At 70.9% G+C, this 20704-nt stretch carries 20 protein-coding genes; 13 read left to right on the forward strand and 7 right to left on the reverse strand.

The window, feature by feature from the left end; translation table 11 throughout:
• Positions 1-182: 182 nt before the first annotated feature.
• On the reverse strand, positions 183-1154 hold the full coding sequence (locus AC1DXJ_RS14535; protein ID WP_477637335.1) for a threonine dehydratase: 972 nt from the start codon (positions 1152-1154) through the stop codon (positions 183-185).
• 60 nt (positions 1155-1214) lie between these two features.
• Here AC1DXJ_RS14535 and AC1DXJ_RS14540 point away from each other — a divergent pair, with 60 nt between their 5' ends.
• Complete coding sequence (locus AC1DXJ_RS14540; RefSeq protein WP_477637336.1) at positions 1215-1703, forward strand: hypothetical protein; 489 nt, start codon at positions 1215-1217, stop codon at positions 1701-1703.
• Between the two features lie 110 nt (positions 1704-1813).
• On the opposite strand, the gene AC1DXJ_RS14545 is transcribed toward AC1DXJ_RS14540, so the two are convergent.
• A complete protein-coding gene (locus AC1DXJ_RS14545; protein ID WP_477637337.1) occupies positions 1814-3877 on the reverse strand; it encodes a M4 family metallopeptidase in 2064 nt (687 codons plus the stop codon).
• 458 nt (positions 3878-4335) lie between these two features.
• Between AC1DXJ_RS14545 and AC1DXJ_RS14550 the strand changes: the two genes are divergently transcribed.
• On the forward strand, positions 4336-6243 hold the full coding sequence (locus AC1DXJ_RS14550) for a CocE/NonD family hydrolase (RefSeq protein WP_477637338.1): 1908 nt from the start codon (positions 4336-4338) through the stop codon (positions 6241-6243).
• 38 nt (positions 6244-6281) lie between these two features.
• Here AC1DXJ_RS14550 and AC1DXJ_RS14555 read toward each other — a convergent pair whose 3' ends face one another.
• Complete coding sequence (locus AC1DXJ_RS14555; protein WP_477614815.1) at positions 6282-6692, reverse strand: cobalamin B12-binding domain-containing protein; 411 nt, start codon at positions 6690-6692, stop codon at positions 6282-6284.
• A 191-nt stretch (positions 6693-6883) separates the two neighbouring features.
• Here AC1DXJ_RS14555 and AC1DXJ_RS14560 point away from each other — a divergent pair, with 191 nt between their 5' ends.
• Both AC1DXJ_RS14560 and AC1DXJ_RS14565 read left to right on the forward strand, forming a co-directional pair.
• A complete protein-coding gene (locus tag AC1DXJ_RS14560; RefSeq protein WP_477637339.1) occupies positions 6884-7801 on the forward strand; it encodes an alpha/beta fold hydrolase in 918 nt (305 codons plus the stop codon).
• A 113-nt stretch (positions 7802-7914) separates the two neighbouring features.
• Positions 7915-8691 (forward strand): M23 family metallopeptidase, encoded by a 777-nt coding sequence (locus tag AC1DXJ_RS14565; protein ID WP_477637340.1) that lies wholly within the window; start codon positions 7915-7917, stop codon positions 8689-8691.
• Positions 8692-8832: 141 nt separating this feature from the next.
• On the opposite strand, the gene pcrA is transcribed toward AC1DXJ_RS14565, so the two are convergent.
• Positions 8833-11313 (reverse strand): DNA helicase PcrA, encoded by a 2481-nt coding sequence (pcrA, locus tag AC1DXJ_RS14570; RefSeq protein WP_477637341.1) that lies wholly within the window; start codon positions 11311-11313, stop codon positions 8833-8835.
• Positions 11314-11403: 90 nt separating this feature from the next.
• Here pcrA and AC1DXJ_RS14575 point away from each other — a divergent pair, with 90 nt between their 5' ends.
• From AC1DXJ_RS14575 to AC1DXJ_RS14605, 7 genes are read left to right on the forward strand one after another with little or no spacing between them, the layout of a single operon-like run.
• The gene (locus tag AC1DXJ_RS14575) at positions 11404-11631 is read left to right on the forward strand and encodes a ribbon-helix-helix domain-containing protein (RefSeq protein ID WP_477614811.1); all 228 of its coding nucleotides are present in this window, start codon (positions 11404-11406) and stop codon (positions 11629-11631) included.
• Positions 11618-11965: a type II toxin-antitoxin system PemK/MazF family toxin gene (locus tag AC1DXJ_RS14580; protein WP_477637342.1), complete on the forward strand. Its 348-nt coding sequence runs from the start codon at positions 11618-11620 to the stop codon at positions 11963-11965. Before AC1DXJ_RS14575 ends, AC1DXJ_RS14580 begins: the two co-directional genes overlap by 14 nt.
• Before the next feature lie 18 nt (positions 11966-11983).
• Positions 11984-12544, forward strand: coding sequence for a GNAT family N-acetyltransferase (locus AC1DXJ_RS14585; protein WP_477637343.1), 561 nt, complete (start codon positions 11984-11986; stop codon positions 12542-12544).
• Positions 12541-13377: a uracil-DNA glycosylase gene (locus AC1DXJ_RS14590; protein ID WP_477637344.1), complete on the forward strand. Its 837-nt coding sequence runs from the start codon at positions 12541-12543 to the stop codon at positions 13375-13377. The genes AC1DXJ_RS14585 and AC1DXJ_RS14590 overlap by 4 nt, the downstream gene beginning before the upstream one ends.
• Entirely contained in the window at positions 13377-13940 is a 564-nt protein-coding gene (locus AC1DXJ_RS14595) for a GNAT family N-acetyltransferase (RefSeq protein WP_477637345.1), read from the forward strand. Before AC1DXJ_RS14590 ends, AC1DXJ_RS14595 begins: the two co-directional genes overlap by 1 nt.
• A gap of 23 nt (positions 13941-13963) precedes the next feature.
• A complete protein-coding gene (locus tag AC1DXJ_RS14600; protein ID WP_477637346.1) occupies positions 13964-14944 on the forward strand; it encodes a quinone oxidoreductase family protein in 981 nt (326 codons plus the stop codon).
• Between the two features lie 30 nt (positions 14945-14974).
• Complete coding sequence (locus AC1DXJ_RS14605; RefSeq protein ID WP_477637347.1) at positions 14975-16144, forward strand: DNA polymerase IV; 1170 nt, start codon at positions 14975-14977, stop codon at positions 16142-16144.
• A gap of 51 nt (positions 16145-16195) precedes the next feature.
• Here AC1DXJ_RS14605 and AC1DXJ_RS14610 read toward each other — a convergent pair whose 3' ends face one another.
• From AC1DXJ_RS14610 to AC1DXJ_RS14620, 3 genes are all read right to left on the reverse strand, one after another.
• Complete coding sequence (locus AC1DXJ_RS14610; protein ID WP_477614804.1) at positions 16196-16558, reverse strand: hypothetical protein; 363 nt, start codon at positions 16556-16558, stop codon at positions 16196-16198.
• A gap of 68 nt (positions 16559-16626) precedes the next feature.
• Positions 16627-17307, reverse strand: coding sequence for a LuxR C-terminal-related transcriptional regulator (locus tag AC1DXJ_RS14615; protein WP_477614803.1), 681 nt, complete (start codon positions 17305-17307; stop codon positions 16627-16629).
• On the reverse strand, positions 17294-18667 hold the full coding sequence (locus AC1DXJ_RS14620) for an ATP-binding protein (protein WP_477614802.1): 1374 nt from the start codon (positions 18665-18667) through the stop codon (positions 17294-17296). The genes AC1DXJ_RS14615 and AC1DXJ_RS14620 overlap by 14 nt, the downstream gene beginning before the upstream one ends.
• Before the next feature lie 125 nt (positions 18668-18792).
• On the opposite strand from AC1DXJ_RS14620, the gene AC1DXJ_RS14625 reads away from it, so the two are divergent.
• On the forward strand, positions 18793-20241 hold the full coding sequence (locus AC1DXJ_RS14625; RefSeq protein ID WP_477614801.1) for a PspC domain-containing protein: 1449 nt from the start codon (positions 18793-18795) through the stop codon (positions 20239-20241).
• A gap of 5 nt (positions 20242-20246) precedes the next feature.
• On the forward strand, positions 20247-20702 hold the full coding sequence (locus AC1DXJ_RS14630; protein WP_477614800.1) for a hypothetical protein: 456 nt from the start codon (positions 20247-20249) through the stop codon (positions 20700-20702).
• The last annotated feature ends 2 nt before the right edge of the window (positions 20703-20704 follow it).

Raw genomic sequence — 20704 nt, forward strand, 5'->3', positions numbered from 1 at the left:
ACGCCCCGTAGCGGCCCGGTGCCGTGATGGCACCCGGCCGTTACCGCCCCGTCGATCCGTGGCGCCAGCGTCACGAATCGACGTGCTGCCACCGGTTCGGCGTTGATCCGTGGCGTCGAGGCCACAGCTCGACGCCGGCAGATCGCTCGCGCGGCGCGGTCGCGGCAGCGCTCAACGAGAGCTCAGGCCTCCGGCGTGCTCCCGGCCAGGACCGTGGTGAGGATGTCGGCGTCGCAGTTGCCTCCTGAGAGGATGACGCCGACCCGCCGGCCGCTCTGGGAGCCGCCCTCGGCAAGCAGGCCGGCCAGCGCGATGGCGCCGGAGGGCTCGGGCAGCTGGTGGGTGGTGCGGAGCAGGACCCGCATCGCCTCGGCCGTGTCGTCCTCCGACACCTGCAGGATGCGGGCAGCCCCCCGAACCATCTCGGCCACGGCGTCGGCCATGGGCGCACGGCAGGCCACCCCGTCGACGAAAGTGGCGGCCTCCGGTGTCGTGACGACCTCGCCCGCCGCGAAGGACAGGGCCGACGCGGGAGCCCGCTCGGACACCACCCCGACGATCTCGGTGGGCAGGCCCAGGAGGTCGCGCACCCCGATGAGGCCGCAGATACCCGAACCCATCCCCACTGGCACGTACACCGTGTCCAGCGGGCCGGCCGCGTCGAACAGCTCGAGCGCATAGGTGCCCACCCCCACGACCAGGTCGCGATGGTAGGGCGGGACGGCTTCGAGACCGAGCTCGGTCTCCAGGCCCATCGCGTGCTCGCGGGCCTCCTGGTAGTCGTGGCCGCGCACGATCAGCTCGGCGCCGAAACCCTGCATCGCGGCGTTCTTGTCCGGGCTGTTGCCCTCCGGCACCACGATGACGACGCGCAGCCCACCCGCCCGGCCGGCATACGCGAGGGACTGTCCGTGGTTGCCGCGCGTCGCCGAGACGAAGCCCTTGACCTGCGGGCGCTCGCGGGCGGCGCGGTCTGCGTAGACCAGCCCACCACGGACCTTGAAAGCGCCTGTCGGAGTGTGGTTTTCGTGCTTGACCCAGACCTCCTCGCCGACGTGCTCGCTCAGCAGCGGCCACTCGAGCTGCGGGGTCGCGGCGAAGTGGCGGCGCACGACGCTGGTCGCGGCGTCGAGCTCGGCTCGGGTGAAGGTCATGGGCGTGAGTCTGCCCGAGGTGCGTGACGACGACCGGCAAGTGTGGGCAGGATGTCCGGTATGCCGCGAACCGCACCCTTGTCTTTCCGCGCCACTGGCGGCCTGGTCGGCCTGATCGGTCTGTCCCTCGCCCTGGTCGGCTGCGGGACCACGGACCCACGGATACCGGCCGCTCCCTCGCCGACCGTCACCGGCCGGGCGAGCTTTCCCCTGACGGTGAGCAGGCTCGGGGGGATCGCGGGCTTCTCGGACAGCCTCTCGATCCAGGACGACGGCGGGGTGCTGGCCACGACCAAGCAGGGAAAGGTCACCTGCACGATCGACAAGGCCAGCCTGGCCGTCCTCAACGAGGCAGCACTCGAGATCCACGACACGGACACCCCCACGGGCTCACCGAGCACAGTCGCCGACCAGCTGGATGTGCTCTTCGGGGCGGGGACAGGACTCGTGCACCTCGGCGACGAACGCGTGGCACGGGCCGAACCCGTCGTCACCCAGCTCCTGGCCGACGTCACACGTCCGGCCTCCCGCCGCAAGATCTGCACGTAGCCGACGCGAGGAAGCGGCAGGTCACGGACTGGAGGTTGCCCGCGACCTGCCGCTGATCAGGAGGGAGCCGGGCCGGCGCTCAGGGGGAACGCCGACCCGACTCCGGTTCGCTAGCTGGTGGCCAGCGCGGTGTCGTCGACCACGAAGGACGTCTGCAGCGTGGAGTCCTCGTTCATGAGGAACTTCACCGTGATGGTCTTGCCCTTGTAGGCCGTGACGTTGAACGACTTCTGCGTGTATGTCGCGTTCGTCCCCACGTTGGAGTACGTCGCCAGCGTCGTCGTCGTCGCGCCGTCGACCACCTGCACCTTCATCGTGTCGTATGCCGTGCTCCCCGACTCGGCGGTGTCGGTGCGGAGCCAGAACGACAGGGTTGCGGCCGTGACGGTCGACGGGATCGCCACGCTCTGCTGCACCGTCTCGGTCGAGGTCGAGCCGTTGCCACCGAGCCAGGCCTTCCAGCTGCCGGTCCGTGCCGGACGCCCGGTGTTGTTGGTGATCGGACCCGAGGTGCCGGTCCAGCTGACCGCACCGGACTCGAAGCCCGGGTTCAGCAGCAGGTTGCCACCGGTGGGCGGGGGCGTGGTGCCGCACGTGGCCGAGCCGGCCGGGACGGCGATGGCGGTGAAGGCCGCCTCGACCGACTTGCAGGTCTGGCTGGTCGCCCCGTAGAGCTCGATGGCGGAGTTGATCGCCCCGTTGCGCGCCGCGGCGTAGTTGCTGTTGCTGGTGAGCTTGGTCGAGAGGGTTCGGTACCAGACCTTCTCGATGTTGGCCCGACCGGCACCGGTCACGGCGGGGGCGGTGCCGCAGACCGGGCTGTTGTAGCTGACGCCGTTGATCGTCTTGGCCCCACTGCCCTCGGAGGCGAGGTAGAACCAGTGGTTGAGCGGACCCGAGGAGTAGTGCGGGTTGAGCTGCCCGAGGGTCGATGACCAGCAGTCCTTGGACGCGCCGTCCTTGCTGGGCTTGTCCATGTAGCGCAGCGGCGTCCCGTTGCCGTTGATGTTGATCTCCTCGCCGATGAGGTAGTCGCCAGGGTCGCTCGCGTTGGCGGCGTAGAACTCGACGGCGGTGCCGAAGATGTCCGATGTCGCCTCGTTGAGGCCGCCCGCGTCACCGCTGTAGACCAAGCCGGCCGTGTTCTCCGTGACACCGTGGGACATCTCGTGGCCGGCCACGTCGATCTCGGTCAGCGGGGCCGCGTTGGCTGCGCCGTCGCCGTAGGTCATCTGGGTGCCGTCCCAGAACGCGTTCTCCATCGCGTTGGCGAAGTGCACGCGGGAGGGAGCGCCGCGACCGTCGTTCCAGATGCCGTTCCGGCCCAGGATGTTCTTGTAGTAGTTGAACGTCGTCGTGGCGCCGTAGTGGGCGTCCACCGCGGCCGAGGCCCGGTCGGAGACGGCTCCGTTGCCCCAGAGGTCGTCAGAGTCGAGGAACAGGTCACCCGCCGGGCCGACACCGGTGTTGGGGTCGCCCAGGTTGTGGGCGTCCCGCGTGTTGTTGCCGTGGGTGTCGGTCAGCTCGTAGCCACCGCCGGTGTGCGCCTTGGTCTCGAGGGTCGCGTTGTAGAAGATGCCGTCGCCGGTGCCGGTCTGCACCTCGTCGTAGCTGATGAGGATGGCGCCGGACCTGGCGTCCACGAGGGTGTGCATCCGCGAGGGCACCTGGTCGGCCCGTACGCTCTTGACCAGCACGTCGTAGGCCAGGACGGGCTTGGCGCCGCCGGCCCATACGACCAGCTCACCGGACGGGGACTCCGTCTGCCTGCCGGCAGACCGACCCTCGGACACCGCCTTGCTCCGCGTCACCGTCGGGGTCGTCGAGGTGACGGCGACCTTCCCACTGGCGTTGTAGTGCACGCTCTTTTCCTGGCCGGCTGCGGTCTTCTCGACGATGAGGTCGCCACCCACGACCCGGAGGCCCTTGAAGGTGCGGTCGTAGCGGACGTGCTGCGTGCCGTCACGGTCGGTGAGGACGTTGCGCAGCACGAGCTTCTCGTCCTTGGAAAGGCCCAGCGCGGCGTGGTCCTGGTCAGCGCCGGACTGTGCGGAGGCGGCGCTGGCGACGTGGGTTGGCGCGGACTGTGGAGCGGCTGCCGCTGCGGACAGTGGTGTGGCCACTGCGGCTGCGACTGCGACGCCGAGTGCGGCGCCGGTGGACAGACGGATCACGAAAATCCTCTTCTCGGACATGCGCAGGTGTGTTGCCCGCGCTGCGTGTGGCGTCGAGTCCCCCTCCAGGGACGGCTCAGGGTTGCCGTGGGCCTCGCGCCGTGCTGACCTAACCGGCCGCCTGAAGAGCGGGTCAATGAAACTGGCGAAGACTTTGCCAAATGCGTGGGAACCCGCTGATTCGTACAGATACCAGGCACTTTTTCTCTGCCGTTGCCCAAGACGACGTCAGCCGTATGCCGTTGGCTCTCCTTGCGCGTCCACGTCGTGGATCGCTGCGCTCACCATGCGGACGCTCGCGCAAGCTCCCGGGCAGCCTCGCCCCGAGCACGACGGGAGCCCGAGCAGGGTCGGAGCCGCACCGAGCGACCCCGGAACGTAACCGGCCCGGCCACGGCGTCGTTGTCAGACCACTGCTGCGGCGCCACCCCGGCCCGCGCGCCCACCGTGGAGGCTCGATGTCGCGCCGCACCTCGTCCCAGATCCGGTCCGTCGCCGTGCTTGCGGCCGCAACCCTTGCGGGCCTCGGGCTCGTCGCGCCCGCCGCCGGACCCGCCGCCGCCGCGCCCGGCGCCGCCGCGGCCTCCACGCCGGACTCGGTCGACACCTACACCGGCCTGAAGTTCAGCGTCCCCGCGGGCAGCAACRACCTCGGGCAGCCGCAGACCTGCGCGATCGACGCGGACCTCTACAAGCCGCATTCCGCGACCCCGTCCGCGAGGGTGCCGGCCATCTTGACCACCAACGGGTTCGGCGGCAGCAAGGCCGACCAGGCAGGGCTGGGCGAGGCCTTCGCCAAGCGCGGCTACGCGGTGCTGTCCTACACCGGCCTCGGCTTCCCCGACAGCGGCTGCAAGGTCTCGCTCGACGACCCCGGCGTGGACGGCGTCGCAGCCACCTCGTTGGTGACCTTCCTCGGGGGTGGCGGCTCCGCGGCATACACCTCATCGCAGGTGGGGGGCGCCGCTGGTGGGCCGGGCACGACGACCGTGGACTTCACGGTGCTCGACAACCCGGCCACCCACGACCCGCGGCTGGGCATGATCGGCGGGTCCTACGGTGGACAGATCCAGTTCGCTACTGCCGCAGTTGATTCCAGGGTTGACACGCTCGTCCCGCTGATCACGTGGAACGACCTGCGGTACTCCCTCGCGCCGAACAACACGAGCTTCACGAGGGGCGTGACCTATGCCAACTCTGCTCCGGGAACGGAGAAGATCGGCTGGACCGGGCTGTTCTTCGGCGTCGGCATCGCCGACGGGCTGCAGGGCGCCGCGATCGACCCGACCCGCAACGTCGGCTGCCCCAACTTCGTGCTCGAGGCCTGCGAGGCGAAGGCCACGCTGGACACCCTCGGGTACCCCACTCCGACGACGTTCGAGCTCACCGACCGCGTGTCGGTCGGCCACTACATCGACAGGGTGAAGGTGCCGACCTTCCTGATACAGGGGGAGAACGACACCCTGTTCAACCTGCAGGAAGCCGCCTCGACCTACCGCTCGCTCAAGGCGCGGGGCGTGCCTGTGACCATGGCGTGGCAGTCCTGGGGCCACTCCGGCGGGACCGGTACGAACACCGGGGCCGCCCCGGGCGAGCTCGACCTGAGCGGGCATCACATCGAGGACACCTACCTCGGCCTGCGCATCAAGAACTGGTTCGACCACTACCTCAAGGGCTCCAGCGTCTCGACCGGTCCGGTGTTCTCCTACTTCCGCGACTGGGTCGGCTACACGGGCAGCGCCGCTCCGGCCTACGCCAGCGCGAGCAGCTACCCGGTGGGCACGCGCAAGGCGCTCTACCTCTCGTCGGCCGACGAGCTGGTCTCGTCGAGGTCCTCGATCCTGCCCGGCTCGACGTCGTGGTCCAACCCGGGAGGGGGCGCAGCCGCGTCCTACAGCGAGGTCTCCGGGCTCGAGGGCCAGGTGGCGCTCCCCAGCGGGCTCAAGACACCGTTCGACACCCCCGGCACCTTCGGCGCCTGGTCGACACCGGCGCAGTCGAAGCCACTGACGATCGTCGGCGCTCCCACCCTGGACGTGCGCTTCGAGTCCCCCACCGTGGCGCTCAGCCAGTCGGTCGGCCCCAGCGGTCAGCTGCAGGTCTTCGCCAAGCTCTACGACGTCGCCCCTGACGGCTCGAAGACCTTGGTGCACAAGCTGATCAGCCCGGTCCGCGTGGCCGACGTGACCCAGCCGGTGCACATCGAGCTGCCCGCGATCGTGCACCGGGTCGAGGCCGGCCACCGGCTCCAGCTGGTGCTCGCCAGCACCGATGCCGCCTACAAGAACGCGTATGCCGTGCAACCGGTGACGGTGCGCGCGTCACCGCAGGCTCCGGCCACCCTCAGCCTGCCCGTGGTGCCCTGAGTCCCAGCATGCGCAGCGTCAGCCGCGAGTCAGGTGGGTCAGGCGTCCTCGTCGGGCCGGACCGCGCCGCGCACCCACGCCACGATCTCGGTCGTGGTGGCTCCCGGGGTGAAGACCTTGGCGACACCGATCTTCTCGAGCTCGGGGATGTCGGCCTCAGGGATGATGCCGCCGCCGAAGACGATGATGTCGGCGGCGTCGCGCTCCCTGAGGAGCTCCATCACCTTGGCGAAGAGGGTCATGTGCGCGCCCGAGAGGACCGACAGGCCCACCAGGTCGGCGTCCTCCTGGATGGCGGCCTCGACGATCTGCTCGGGCGTCTGGTGCAGCCCGGTGTAGACGACCTCCATGCCGGCGTCACGCAGGGCGCGCGCCACGACCTTCGCGCCACGGTCATGGCCGTCCAGTCCGGGCTTGGCCACGACGACGCGCAGGGGAGACTCAGTCATGGCCGCAGACTAGCCACTCCCGGTCGCAGACAGCGCCTCGGGTGGCGAACGCCACGGGCAGACACGCGGCAAACTTCGGCTGAACACACCATGGCCACCCCTCCAACCGCTACGTTCAGCTAGATATGTCGCAGAGCCTCCCGCGCCCTCACCGACCCGCCGCAGCACAGCGGCGCCCGTCGGCGCAGACGGTGCGCCCCGGCCTCCTCACCCGGGCGACGCGTGGCGTCCGGGCCGCCGCCGCGGCGGCCGACGACGTCGTCGGGGGCGCAGCCAGGGCCCTGGCCACTCCCACCGGAGCCCTGGGTGCCGCGGTCGAGGCGGCCTGGGTGACGACCCATCTCGCGCTCTACCCGTGGGGCCTCGTGGGCCGCCACGGACGCGACAGCCAGCTCGGCTTCGGGGTCGAGCACCTGCCCCCCATCCAGCGCGGCCTGCTCATCTCCGACGTCGAGGCGGCAGGCACGCCGATCCTGCTCGTGCACGGCATGGTGGACAACCGGTCGATCTTCACCCTGCTCAGGCTCGGCCTGCGTCGACGGGGCTTCGGCCGCGTGACGAGCATGAACTACTCCCCCTTCACCGCGGACGTGCGCGTGGCCGCTGCCCAGCTCGCCGAGGAGGTCGAGGCCCTCGTGGCCGAGACCGGCTACGAGCGGATCCACGTCGTCGGCCACTCGATGGGCGGCCTGATCGCCCGCTACTACGTCACCCGGCTGGGCGGCGACGAGCGCGTCCACACGCTCGTGACGCTGGGAACGCCCCACCAGGGCACCTACACGGCATACGGATGGCACAACCAGCTGACCCGTCAGCTGCGCCCGGGAAGCGGGTTGATGCGCGAGCTGGACCAGCCGGTGCCCGACTGCCGCACGAGGTTCGTCGTGTACTGGTCCGACCTCGACCAGATGGTCTTCCCGCAGCGCAACGCCGCCCTGACCCACCCCGACCTGCAGGCCCGCAACATCGACCTGCACGGCGTCGGCCACATGTCGCTGCCCATCATCGGGAGCGTCGTCCACGGCATCTCGAGCACGCTGGCGCACCTGGACTCCGAGGGGCACACCCTCACCCCTGGCGTCACCGAGCTGCGACGGCGTGGCTCCTGAGGGCGAACATTTCGGACATATCTCGCGGATTTCTGGGGAACGATTTTGGATAACGAACTGATCACGCTACCCTCTGTCACTCCGTGTCCCCCCGCACGCAAGGTCATCACTTCGTGAGTTCAGATTCCTACTCGGGCCGCCACCGCGCCCCAGGTCGCCACCGCGCGCCTCGTCGGGGACCCCGTTTCGCCAAGAGTGGGTACCTGCTGCCGGGGGCAGCCGCTGCCGCCCTCGTCGTGACCGCGACCGGTGCAACCGTCGCCGAGTCCGCCCCGGCCTACTTCGACCTGAACGGTGCTGCCAAGGCCCGGACCCAGGACCAGGCCGCCGCCAAGTTCAACCGTGTCGAGGCCGCCCAGCAGCGCGAGGTGCAGGTCACGGCCGTCCAGGCCCGCGTGCTCGAGGCGCAGCGGATCGCCCGCACCGCCGAGCGCAAGGCCGTCGCCAAGCGGACTGCCGCCGCCGCGGCCCTCCGCAAGGCCGAGGCCGACCGCAAGAACCGCGAGAAGTGGGTCATGCCCATCAACGGCGCGGTCTTCACGTCCGGCTACGGCTGGCGCTGGGGCCGACTGCACGCCGGCGACGACTTCGGCACCCCGGTCGGGACCCCGCTGAAGGCCATGTCCACCGGCACCGTCACCTTCGCGGGCTGGGAGGGTGGCTACGGCAACAAGATCGAGATCGAGTACTGGGACGGCACCGTGTCGGTCTTCGGCCACCTGAGCCAGCTCGAGACGAGCGTCGGCGACAAGGTCGCCCCCGGCGACGTCGTGGGGCTGTCGGGCAACACCGGCCACTCCACCGGCCCGCACCTGCACCTCGAGATCCACCCCGACGGCGGTGCGGCCATCGACCCGGCCCCCTGGTTGCACGACCACGGCCTGCAGTAGTCAGCCCGCCCCTCCCCGCAAAACGGCCGTTGCGCCGCAAAACGGGGTCTACAACTCCCGTTTAGCCGCGCAACGGCCGTTTTGCGGCCATCGCCACGGCGTCGGGTATGCCGCGTCGCGAGTCGGTCGCGCGCCTCCGGGTCAGAGCTTTTCGAGTGGGGCGTAGCGCAGCAGGAACCGCTTGACGCCGGTGTCGCCGCCGAAGTCGACGTGCGCCTGCGTCTTGTCACCCTCACCCTCGGTCTTGACGACCGTGCCCATGCCGTAGCTGTCGTGGGTGACCTTGTCGCCGGAGTGCAGCGAGATCAGCGGGCGGTTGCCCGGAGAGCGGACGCCGGGGCGCTGGGCCAGGGTCGCGACGGCGGGCGTGCCCGGTCGACGCGAGGTGGTGGCCGCCTCGGCCCGCTGCCACTCGACGAGGTCGGGCGGGATCTCGTCGAGGAACCGGCTGGCCGGGTTGTACTGCGGAGCCCCCCACGCCGACCGCACGGCCGCCCGCGACAGGTGCAGCCGCTCGCGGGCGCGCGTGATGCCGACGTACGCCAGCCGGCGCTCCTCCTCGAGCTCCTTGGGGTCGCCGAGCGCCCGCAGGTGCGGGAACGTGCCGTCCTCGAGGCCGGTGAGGAAGACGACGGGGAACTCCAGGCCCTTGGCGGTGTGCAGCGTCATGAGCGTGACGACCCCGAGGTCCTCGGCCTCTTCGCCGTCCGGGATCTCGTCGGCATCGGCGACCAGCGAGACCTGCTCGAGGAAGTCCTCGAGGCTGGCGACCTCGCCGGTCTCGGCGCGGGTCTCGTCGAACTCCTGCGCGACGGCGACGAGCTCGGCGAGGTTCTCGACCCGGGTCTCGTCCTGCGGGTCGTGGCTGGCGCGCAGCTCGGCGAGGTAGCCGGACTTCTCGATGACGGCCTCCAGGAGCGCCCCCACACCCTGCTCGTCGTCGGCGTGGATGGTGCCGAGCTGCTCGAGCAGCCCGGTGAAGCCCTTGATCGCGGCGACCGAGCGGGTCGCGATGCCCGGGGCGTCCTCGGGACGGCCGAGGGCCGCGATGAACGGGATCCGCTCGCGCTCGGCGAGGGCCGCGACGCAGGCCTCGGCCCGGTCGCCGATCCCCCGCTTGGGCACGTTGAGGATGCGCCGCAGGTTGACGGTGTCCGTCGGGTTGGAGATGACCCTCAGATAGGCGAGCGCGTCCTTGACCTCACGCCGCTCGTAGAACCGTGTGCCGCCCACGACCTTGTAGGGCAAGCCAACTCGCACGAAGACCTCTTCGAGCGCTCGCGACTGGGCGTTGGTCCGGTAGAACACCGCGACGTCCTTGGGCTTGACCCCGGCAGAGTCGCCGAGCTCGTCGATCGTCTTCGCGACGAAGGCCGCCTCGTCGTGCTCGTTGTCGCCGACGTAGCCGATGATGGCCGCGCCGTTGCCGCTGTCGGTCCAGAGGTTCTTCTTGCGGCGCTCGGGGTTCCTGGCGATGACCGAGTTGGCGGCCTGCAGGATCGTCTGGGTCGACCGGTAGTTCTGCTCGAGCAGGATGGTCCGCGCGTTCGGGTAGTCCTCCTCGAACTCCACGATGTTGCGGATCGTCGCGCCCCTGAACGCATAGATCGACTGGTCGGCGTCACCGACCACGACGAGCTCGGCGGGGCCGACGGACGGCCCGTCGCCGACCGGCATACCTGCGCTGCCCGCGGCGCCACCCACGAGCTCGCGGACGAGCTGGTACTGGGCGTGGTTGGTGTCCTGGTACTCGTCGACCAGGACGTGACGGAACCGGCGACGGTAGTGCTCGGCCACGTCGGGGAAGGCCTGGAGGATGTTGACGGTCGTCATGATGAGGTCGTCGAAGTCGAGGGCGTTGGCCTGGCGCAACCTCCGCTGGTAGCCGGTGTAGGCCTCGGCGAGCATCCGCTCCTGGTGGGTCCCCTCGACCACCTGCGAGGCGAACGTCTCCTCGTCGACCAGCTCGTTCTTGAGGTTGGAGACCTGGTGGCTGAACGACCGGGGCGGGTAGCGCTTGGGGTCGAGGTCGAGGTCGCGCATCACCATCGCCATGAGGCGCTGGCTGTCGGCGGCGTCGTAGATGGAGAAGGTCGACTTGAGCCCGACCTTCGCAGCCTCGCGGCGCAGGATCCGCACGCAGGCCGAGTGGAAGGTCATGACCCACATCGCCTTGGCGCGCGGCCCGACCAGGGACGCGACCCGCTCGCGCATCTCGGCCGCGGCCTTGTTGGTGAAGGTGATGGCCAGAACCTGCCCCGGCTGCACGCCCCGGGCCGCCAGCAGGTAGGCGATGCGGTTGGTGAGCACGCGCGTCTTGCCCGAGCCCGCGCCGGCGACGATGAGCAGCGGACCGCCCTCGTGCAGGACGGCCGCGCGCTGCTGCGGGTTGAGTCCCTCGAGCAGCGTCTCAGGATCGGTGTGCCGGCTGCTCGCCTCGTCGGGGCCGCGCCCCTCGGCGGCGGCTTGGGCCCACGTCGGGACGCCGCGGTCGTCGACCGCGGTCGCCCGGGCAGCCGCAGCCGTCGGGCGCGTGCCGGGGGCCGGCGGGTCGGCAGGGCCCTGTTCGTTGAAAGGGCCGTGCCCGTTGGCAGGGAAGAGGTCGTCGAAGAGCGTGCTCATGTTGCACCCAGCCTACGTGTCCCCAGCGACAGGACTACCGCAGGTACGACCACAGTGTTACCCGGGGTAGCACTGCGGTAGCATCCGGGCATGAAGGTCAGTGTGAGCCTGCCCGAGGAGGACATCGAGTTCCTCGACGCTCTGGTGCTCGAGGCCAGCGCTGAGTCGCGTTCTGCCGCCTTGCACCAGGCGGTGAGCTCGCTGCGTTCGTCGCGTCTGGAGGCGGCCTACGAGGCGGCCTGGGCGGATTGGCGCGACTCCGGCGAGGCCGAGGCGTGGGAGTCCACGACCGGAGACGGCATCGATGCGGCGGGGTGAGATCTGGCTGGCCGACCTCGAGCCCGTCATCGGAGGCGAAGCCGACAAGGCTCGCCCCGTCGTGGTCGTGAGCAACAACGGCGCCAACACCGCAGCCGAGCGACTGGGCCAGGGTGTGGTGACGGTGGTGCCCGTCACCAGCAACGTCAAGACGGTCTACGCCTTCCAGACCTATCTGCCGCGCGCAGGCACCGGACTGCGGCACAACTCCAAGGCCCAGGCCGAGCAGGTTCGGTCGATCGACGCACGCCGGCTCTCGCGCAGGGTGGGCATCGTGCCGGCGGCACAGCTGCGCGAGCTCGGCGACGCGCTGCGCGTCCACCTGGGGCTCTGACCTCATAGGCTCGAGATCGTGACCCGTCTCGTCGTCCCGGATGTCCGGTACCAGGACTCCTACCTGGCCGCGACCGACGAGTTCACGGTGTCCGGGGAGCAGCGCGACGGTGATGGCGACCTGGCCCAGCCCGCCGAAGCGGGATACGAGGGTTACCAGTTCACCCGTGAACGCCTGGAGGACCCCGCCGAGTTCGCGCATTTCGTGGCGCAGCGACGGCGGGCCGCCGACGAGGACGCACCGCGGAGGTCCGGCTGGACCGCCTGCACCTTCCGCTGGATCGTCGACGACACCGACTGGTACGTCGGATCGCTCGCGCTGCGCCACGAGCTGACCGACTACCTCCTGCGCGAGGGCGGTCACATCGGCTACAGCGTCCGGCCGACAGCCCGCCAGCGTGGCCATGCGCGTGAGGCACTGCGCCTGGCCCTGCCCATCGCGCGCGACGAGCTCGGTCTCGACCGGGTGCTGGTGACCTGCCTGGAGGACAACGAGGCCTCGAGACGAGCCATCGAGGCGAACGGCGGCGTCTACGAGGACTCGCGCAACGGCACCCGCCGCTACTGGATCGAGCTGTGAACGTCGACCCCCACCCGGTCACGGGTGAGCGGTTCGAGTCGCCGGTGCCGCCGGGCAGCCGCTGGCCGGGCGACCCGGCGTCGGCCGCCACCCCTGTGGCCCGCAACGCGTCCCAGACCGACGCACTCGCCTGCACCTCACCCGATGTGGCCGAGCTCGATGCCCGGATCTCGGTCTGTCGCGCGTGTCCGCGACTCGTCGAGTGGCGTGAAACCGTTGCGACACAAGGCCGCCGGGCCTCCTTCGCGGACCAGCCCTACTGGGGCAGACCGGGGCCGGGCTTCGGCGACCCAGCTGCCCAGGTGCTGGTCGTGGGGCTGGCTCCCGCTGCCAACGGCACCAACCGCACGGGCCGGATGTTCACCGGCGACCGGTCGGGCGACTGGCTGTATGCCGCGTTGCACCGCGCCGGGTACGCCAGCCAGCCGCAGTCCTGGGCGAGCGGTGACGGGCTGGTGCTGCACGGCATACGGATCATCGCAGCGGTGCGGTGCGCCCCGCCGGCCAACAAGCCCACCACGACGGAGCGGGCCGCCTGCGCGCACTGGCTGGACCGCGACCTCGAGCTCGCCGCGCCCGGGTTGCGGTCGATGCTCGCACTCGGGTCGATCGCCTGGGACGCGACGCTCGGCAGCGCGCGGAGACTCGGCTGGGACGTGCCACGCCCCAAGCCGCCGTTCGGGCACGGGGCGGAGACAGTGCTGGTGTCCCCCGACGGGCGGCCGGTCCGGCTCGTCGGGAGCTACCACGTGAGCCAGCAGAACACCTTCACGGGCAAGCTCACCGAGGCGATGCTCGACGCGGCGATCGCCAGGCTGCGACCGGTGCCCTGATGGTGCTGCTCGCGGTGCCCCACCTGCGGTTCCACCATTCGTTCCTCGCTGCGGCGGACGAGTTCCGCGCCAACGGGGAGTCGGCTCACGACGGCGTGCTCAACTGGCCTGCCGAGGGCGACTTCCCGGGCGTCGTGTTCACGCGGGAGGGCCTGGAGGACCCGGCCGAGTTCGCCCGGCTGGTGGCCAACCGGATTGGCGACGCCGAGCCGACGAGCGTCCGACCACCCGGCTGGACCACGGCGACCTACTGGTGGCTGGAGGACCCCGACCTCGCCGACGAGTTCGTGGGGTCGATCTCGTTGCGGCACCACATCGACCACCCCCTGCTGGCGACCGTCGGCGGTCACGTCGGCTACTCGGTGCGCCCGAGCGCCCGCCGCCGCGGTTTCGCGAGCGACGCGCTGCGACAGGTCGTGCCGCGGGCGGCGGCACGCGGCATACCGAGGCTGCTGGTGACGTGCGACCTCGACAACGTGGCATCGGCGCGGACCATCGAGGCCAACGGGGGCGAGTTCGAGGGCGAGCTGCGCGGCAAGCGGCGCTACTGGATCGCCACCTGACCTCGACGCCTATGGTGTTGGGCATGGCCATGTCGCGCGCCCTCGTCGTCCCCCGCAACGGTGACTCCTCGGTCCTGGAGGTCCAGGAGACAGAGGTGGCACCGCCCGGTCAGGGCGAGGTGCAGGTCGAGGTCGCGGCGGTCGGGGTCAACTTCATCGACGTCTACCAGCGACAGGGCGTCTATCCCCTCTCCACCCCGTTCGTCTCGTGCTCCGAGGGGTCCGGCACCGTCACGGTGGTGGGGCCAGGGGTCGACGACGTCGCGGTCGGCGACCGCGTCGCCTGGGGCGCCGGCCTCGGTGCGGCCGGCTCCGTGGTCAACCGGGCCGCCGACTCACTCGTGCCCGTGCCCGACGGGGTCGAGCTGGACGTGGCGGCCGCGGCGATGCTCCAGGGCATGACCGCGCACTACCTCGTCAACTCGACGTATGCCGTGGGGCGGGGGACCGTGGCCCTCGTGCACGCGGCTGCGGGCGGCGTGGGGCAGCTGCTCGTGCAGATGGTGACCGCCAAGGGCGGCCGCGTGATCGCCACGGCCGGTTCGCCCGACAAGCTGGAGATCGCCCGAGGGTTGGGGGCGGACGCGGTGATCAACTACCGGGAGTCCGCCGATCTCGCCGCGGAAGTGCGAGCAGCCAATGGTGGCAACGGAGTCGACGTCGCCTATGACGGCGTCGGCAAGGCCACCTTCGACGCCTCGCTGGCGTCGCTGCGCCCCCGCGGGCTGATGGTCCTCTTCGGTGGTGCCAGTGGGCAGGTGCCGCCCTTCGACATCCAGCGGCTCAACGCCCTGGGCTCGCTGTTCCTGACCCGCCCGACCCTGGGCAGCTACACCGCCACCCGCGAGGAGCTGCTCGAACGCGGCACCTCGGTGCTCGGCGACATCGCAGCCGGACGGCTGGCGATCGAGATCGGCGGACGCTACCCGCTCACCGACGCGGCGACCGCCTACGACGACCTCGAAGCCCGCCGGACGACCGGCAAGCTGCTGCTGGTCCCCTGACCTGACACCGGAGCACGGCAGGATGGGCCCATGGCTCCCGCCGCCGACGCCGTGCCGTGGGTGCTGCACGTCGACCTCGACCAGTTCCTCGCAGCGGTCGAGATCCTGCGGCACCCCGAGCTGGCCGGTGTGCCGCTGATCGTCGGCGGTCGCGGCGATCCCACCGAGCGGGCCGTGGTGTCGACAGCCTCCTACGAGGCGCGTGAGTTCGGGGTCCGGTCAGGCATGCCGTTGAAGGTCGCCGTGCGCCGGTGTCCCGAGGCGGTGCTCCTGCCCGTCGACTTCCCGGTCTACGAGGAGGCGTCCGCGCGGGTCATGGAGGTGCTCAGGGGTATGCCGGGTGCGGTCGTGGAGGTGCTCGGCTGGGACGAGGCCTTCGTGGGGGTGACGACCGACGACCCCCTGGCCTATGCGCAGTCGATCCGCGCCGCCGTGCTCGAGGCCACCGACCTGCACTGCTCGGTCGGCATCGGCGACACGAGGGTGCGGGCCAAGATCGCCACCGACTTCGGAAAGCCCCGGGGGGTCTTCGAGCTGACCCGCGACAACTGGTTCGAGGTCATGGGCGACCGTCCGACGATCGCCTTGTGGGGCGTGGGTTCCAGGATCTCGCAGCGGCTGGCGTCCCACGGCTACCAGACGGTGCGCGACCTCGCCGAGGCCGACGAGGCGACCCTGGCGGCCGAGTTCGGGCCGACCATGGGCCCGCACTACGGCCGGCTCGGGCGCGGGGTGAGCTCCGCGACCGTCGACGACACCCCGTGGATCGCCCGGGCCCACGGACGCGAGACGACCTACCAGGCCAACCTCGTCGAGCCCCAGCAGGTCGAGGTCGCGATCCGGGCGTTGGCCGAGCAGGTGGTCGAGGACATCCGTCGCGAGGGCAGGGCCTGCCAGCGCGTCTTCCTCAAGGTGCGGTTCGCGCCGTTCTTCACGACCAACCGGGTCCGCAAGCTGACCGAGCCCACCTTCGACGTCGACGTCATCGCCTCCACCGCGCTGGCCCTCCTCGCGGCCCTGGCGGACGACCGCCCCATCAGGCTCCTCGGGGTCCGGGCCGAGATGGTGCCGCCCGAGGGTGGCTACATCGACCCACGGACCACCGGACGCGGCGGTCCGAGTGCCAGGGCCGCCGGCACCGGGGGCGGTGTGGAGGACTCCTCGCCGGGAGCGACGGCGGACACCTCGCGCGAAGGATGACCGGTCAGCGCGCCCCCCGCTGACCGGTCGGCACGCTCGAAGGCGCCCGGCTCAGTTCCAGAGCGCTGCGACCGCGACGTTGAGCACGCCCAGGGCGCCCGACGCCATCACGAGTCCACGGTTGAGGGGAGCGCCACGCTTGGCGCGACCGCGGGCGATCTCGATGCATGCGGCGGCCGCGATCGCGACGACCAGCTTGACCCCGATCTTGGGGTGGTTGAGGTCCTTGTCGAGCGAGGAGATCGCCTCGGCCATGCCGACCAGGACCAGACCGGTCAGGACCTGGGCGCGGGCGCCGATCGACATCAGCTCGACGGTGTCGAGCCCCTTGCGCGCGAAGGCGGCCCAGCCGCCGACCAGCGCTGCCATGCCCAGGAGGTGGAGCACCACGACGAGGTTGTAGACGAAGTCCATGGCCTCACCCTAGCCCGCAGGGTTGACCACCAAGCCGTGCGGATCGCCTGCGAGACCCACGCCCTCGTTCAGAGCAGGCGACGGCCCATGGCCCAGGCGGTCAGCTCGTGACGTGACGACAGCTGGAGCTTGCGCAGCACCGAGGAGACATGCGTCTCAACGGTTTTCACCGAGATGAACAGCTCCTTGGCGACCTCCTTGTACTGGTATCCGCGCGCGATGAGTCGCATGACCTCGCGCTCGCGGGCCGAGAGCCGGTCGAGCTCCTCGTCGACCTGAGCCACCTCGCCGGCCGCCGCACCGAACGCGTCGAGCACGAAGCCGGCCAGCCGCGGAGAGAACACGGCGTCGCCGTCGGCCACGCGCTGGATCGCCCGGGTCAGGTCGGTGGCACTGATCGTCTTGGTGACGTAGCCGCGCGCCCCTGCGCGGATCACCGCGATGACGTCCTCGGCGGCATCCGAGACCGACAAGGCGAGGAACCGCACCGGCTGGCCGTCCGCGGTCTCCAGCCCCTTGCAGCCGTGCAGCACGTCGATGCCACCGTTGCCGTTGCCGCCCGGCAGGTGCACGTCGAGCAGGACGACGGGCGGCTTGGTCTGGCGGATCACCGCGATGGCGGAGTCCACGTCGGGCGCCTCGCCCACGATGGAGACCGTGGTGCCGAGCTCGGCACGGACTCCCGAGCGGAACATGCGGTGGTCGTCGACGAGGACGACCTCGACCGGCTTCTTCTCAGGCGTGTTCACGGGTCTCCTCCGAGACGGGTTGCGGATTATCTGGGTCGGACTGGGGCTGTGGGTGTCGCTGGGCCGCAGGCAGGGTGAGGCTGACCTCGGTGCCCTGCTCGAGGCGGCGGACCCTCGCGGCACCTCCGTGCCGCTCCATCCGCCCGAGGATCGACTGACGGACACCGAGCCGGTCCTCGGGGATCTCGCTGACCTCGAACCCCGGCCCGTGGTCGCGCACGAAGGCCTCCACCCCCGAGGGTCCGACCTCGAGGTAGAGCGAGACGGGCGGGGCCCCGTGGCGGACCGCGTTGTGCAGGGACTCGCGCACAGCACGGACGAGGGCCTGCCCGCCGTCGTCCAGCGGCCGGTCCCCGGTCGACACCACCTCGATGGGCGTGCCGTGCAGGTCCTCGACCTCGTGGGCGGCCTCGACCACCGCGGTGGCAAGGCTGGCATCGGAGTCGGAGGGGCCGGCATACAGCCACGAGCGGAGCTCGCGCTCCTGGGCACGGGCGAGCTGGGTCACTGCGCCGGCGTCGCCGGCCTTGCGCTGGATGAGCGCCAAGGTCTGCAGCACCGAGTCGTGGAGGTGGGCCGCGATGTCGGCGCGTTCGGTCGCGCGGGCGAGCTCGGCCTGCTCGTGGCGCAGGTCCGACCAGAAACGAAGGGCCCAGGGGGCGGAGATCAGGGCCACACCGGCCAGGACCGCCAGGACCGCTGCGCCGATGTCCCAGATCGCTGCGAGGGACCGGCCGCGCGTAGCCATGATGACCAGGCCGGTGAGGGCCAGCACCCCACCGAACGCGAGGCGCGCAACGCTGAATCGCCTTGTCCCCGTTTCGGATCCGAGCCAGCGCCCGCGCTGGGAGTCGTCGAGCTGGGACCAGGCGAGAACCGCACCGGCGGCCACGACCAGGAGGGGGACGAGAATGCCGAGGCGCGCGTTGAGACCGGCGTTCTGGGCCACGACGACGAGGCCGATGCCGAGCAACAGCCCACCCACGAGAAGCACGCGGGTCGCGTCCCGCTCGATGGTGCCCGTCACCGGATCGGGCTGGGTGCGGCCGGCTGCCGCGACCGCTGCCGCATCAGCCGGGTCGACCGCGCGACGACCGGCCCGGACCATGCCACCCCGGGACTGTGGCGTGAGCGCCCACAGGAAGATGTAGGCCACCAGCCCGGCTCCGGTGGGGATCGAGATCAGCACGAACCCCAGCCGGATCCACCGAACCGGCCAGCCCAGGTGCTGGGCCAGACCGACCGCGACGCCGCCGATCACCTTGCCCTCGACGGGTCGCGTGAGGGTCGGGCGAGCGGCACGGCGCTCTGCGGCCCTTGCCTCCGCTGGGGGGACGGGCCGCTCGTAGGGAGTCGGCATGTCCTCATCCTGACGCACGAACCGGTGGATGCCGAGCAGATTCAGGGTGCGCGGACGCTGCTTCAGGGTCAGTTCAGGGTCGACCCTCATGGCAGGGCCCCCGTCGCACGGACACCATTGATGACATGACGCAGACCCCTGGGCCGACCGCCGGCCCGACGAACCCCACCCACGCGACCGGCCTCGACCGGTTCTTCGGCTGGATCCGCTCCGTGGACCTTCGCCGGGACGCCGACGACAAGTGGCTGGCCGGCGTGTGCTCCGGCATCGCCACGCGCCTCGGTGTGGACCCCATCGTCATCCGGGCAGCCCTGGTGCTCCTGGTGATCCTCGGTGGCGTCGGCATCACCATCTACCTCATCGCCTGGGCCTTCCTGCCCAACAACCGCGACGAGATCGTCGCCGAGAAGGCGCTGCGCGACGGTGACGTGCTCGGGATCATCCTGCTCGTCATCATCGGCCTGTCCCTGGTCGGCGGTACCGGTCTTGCCGGCGACACCCCCGGCGTCGGGTGGATCTGGTGGGTCGTGGTTCCCATCGGTCTCGTCGTCTGGCTGGTGACCCGCAACCGCGACGGCAAGGCCCGCTCGCAGACGCCGTACGGGCCGAACCCCTATGCACCGGCTCCCTCCGGCCAGGCCCCCTACGCGCCGAGTCCCTACGCGCCGGCTCCCTACGGCGAGGCTCCCCACGCGGCCACCGGGACGTGGGGCGCCGAGGGCGGGTACCCGCAGACCACCGCCACCGCGACCGTGGCCACCGCGAGCGCCTCGCCCGCGACCTTCACCCCAGAGACCCAGGAGTATGCCGCCGTGCCACCGACCACCTACGCCCCCGCGCCCGCGGACACGCCTCCGGGCGGCACCTACTTCGCTCCACCCACCCCGGCCGCTCCGCAGCCACCACGTCCCCCCAAGGTGCCGCGTCGACGCAGCGGTGGCTTCGTCTCGGTGCTGCTCATCGGCGGCCTGGCCGTCGCGGCCTACGGTGCGACGCTGTCGATCCACCGGGCGGCCCACTGGGCCGGCAGCGACGAGACGGTGGCCATGGCTGCCGCCCTCGGTGTCCTCGGCCTCGGCACGCTGGTGCTCGGCCTGCTGGGCCGACGGGCTGGTCTCACCGGCTTCCTGGCCATCGTGCTCGCCCTCGTCACGTGGACCGCGTCGGTCGTGCCCGACGTGACGTTGGGCGGAGGTGTCGGCGAGCGCACGTGGCGTCCCTCGACCAGCGACACCACGTCCTCCTACCGGCTGGGCATCGGGTCGGCGGAGCTCGACCTCGCCCGCGCCCAGGACAACCCCGGCACGGCTCGGGAGATCGAGGCCCGCGTGGGCATCGGCGAGCTGAGGATCTACATCCCCTCGAACCTCACGGTCGAGGTCCGCAGCTCGGTCGCCGCCGGGGACATCTCCCGCGTCGACAGCCCTGACCTCGGCACCAATGGCGACCCTGTCCCGCTGGACAACGGCGACGGCCGCAACATCAGCACCGTGGAGACGTTCGGCACGGGAAGTCCCGACGTCGTGGTGACCGCGCACGTCGGCCTGGGCCAGATCCTGATCGGCAAGGAGTGACCGCGATGACCAACCCCGAAGCACCCCAGGACGAGACGACACAGGTGGAGCAGGCAGTGCAGACCCCCACGACCCAGTCCGACCCGACCCCGAGCGACCCGACCCAGGCCGACGTGACCCGGACGACCGAGCGGACCGAGCAGCTCGACACCACGGACGCGACCCGCGCCATCGAGGTCGACGAAGCGCCAGTGTGGGCCGAGCCCACCGACGCCCGGGTGGCCGCCGACGATGCCGGCTGGCCCCCCGCCATCCCGGAACGCCCCAGCGGCCCGCACGCCCCTGCCATCGTGCTGGGACTGGTCTGCCTGGCCGTGGCGAGCATCGTGCTGGCCCAGGAGGTCGGGAGTCTGAGCGTCGACTGGGGCGACATCGGCCCACTCGGGATCGTGGCGGCCGGTGCCCTGCTCGTGCTGTTCGGGCTCGCCGGGCTGCTCAGCTCACGACGCAAGTCGCAGTGACG

This window comes from Pedococcus sp. P2_D9 (assembly GCF_056404275.1).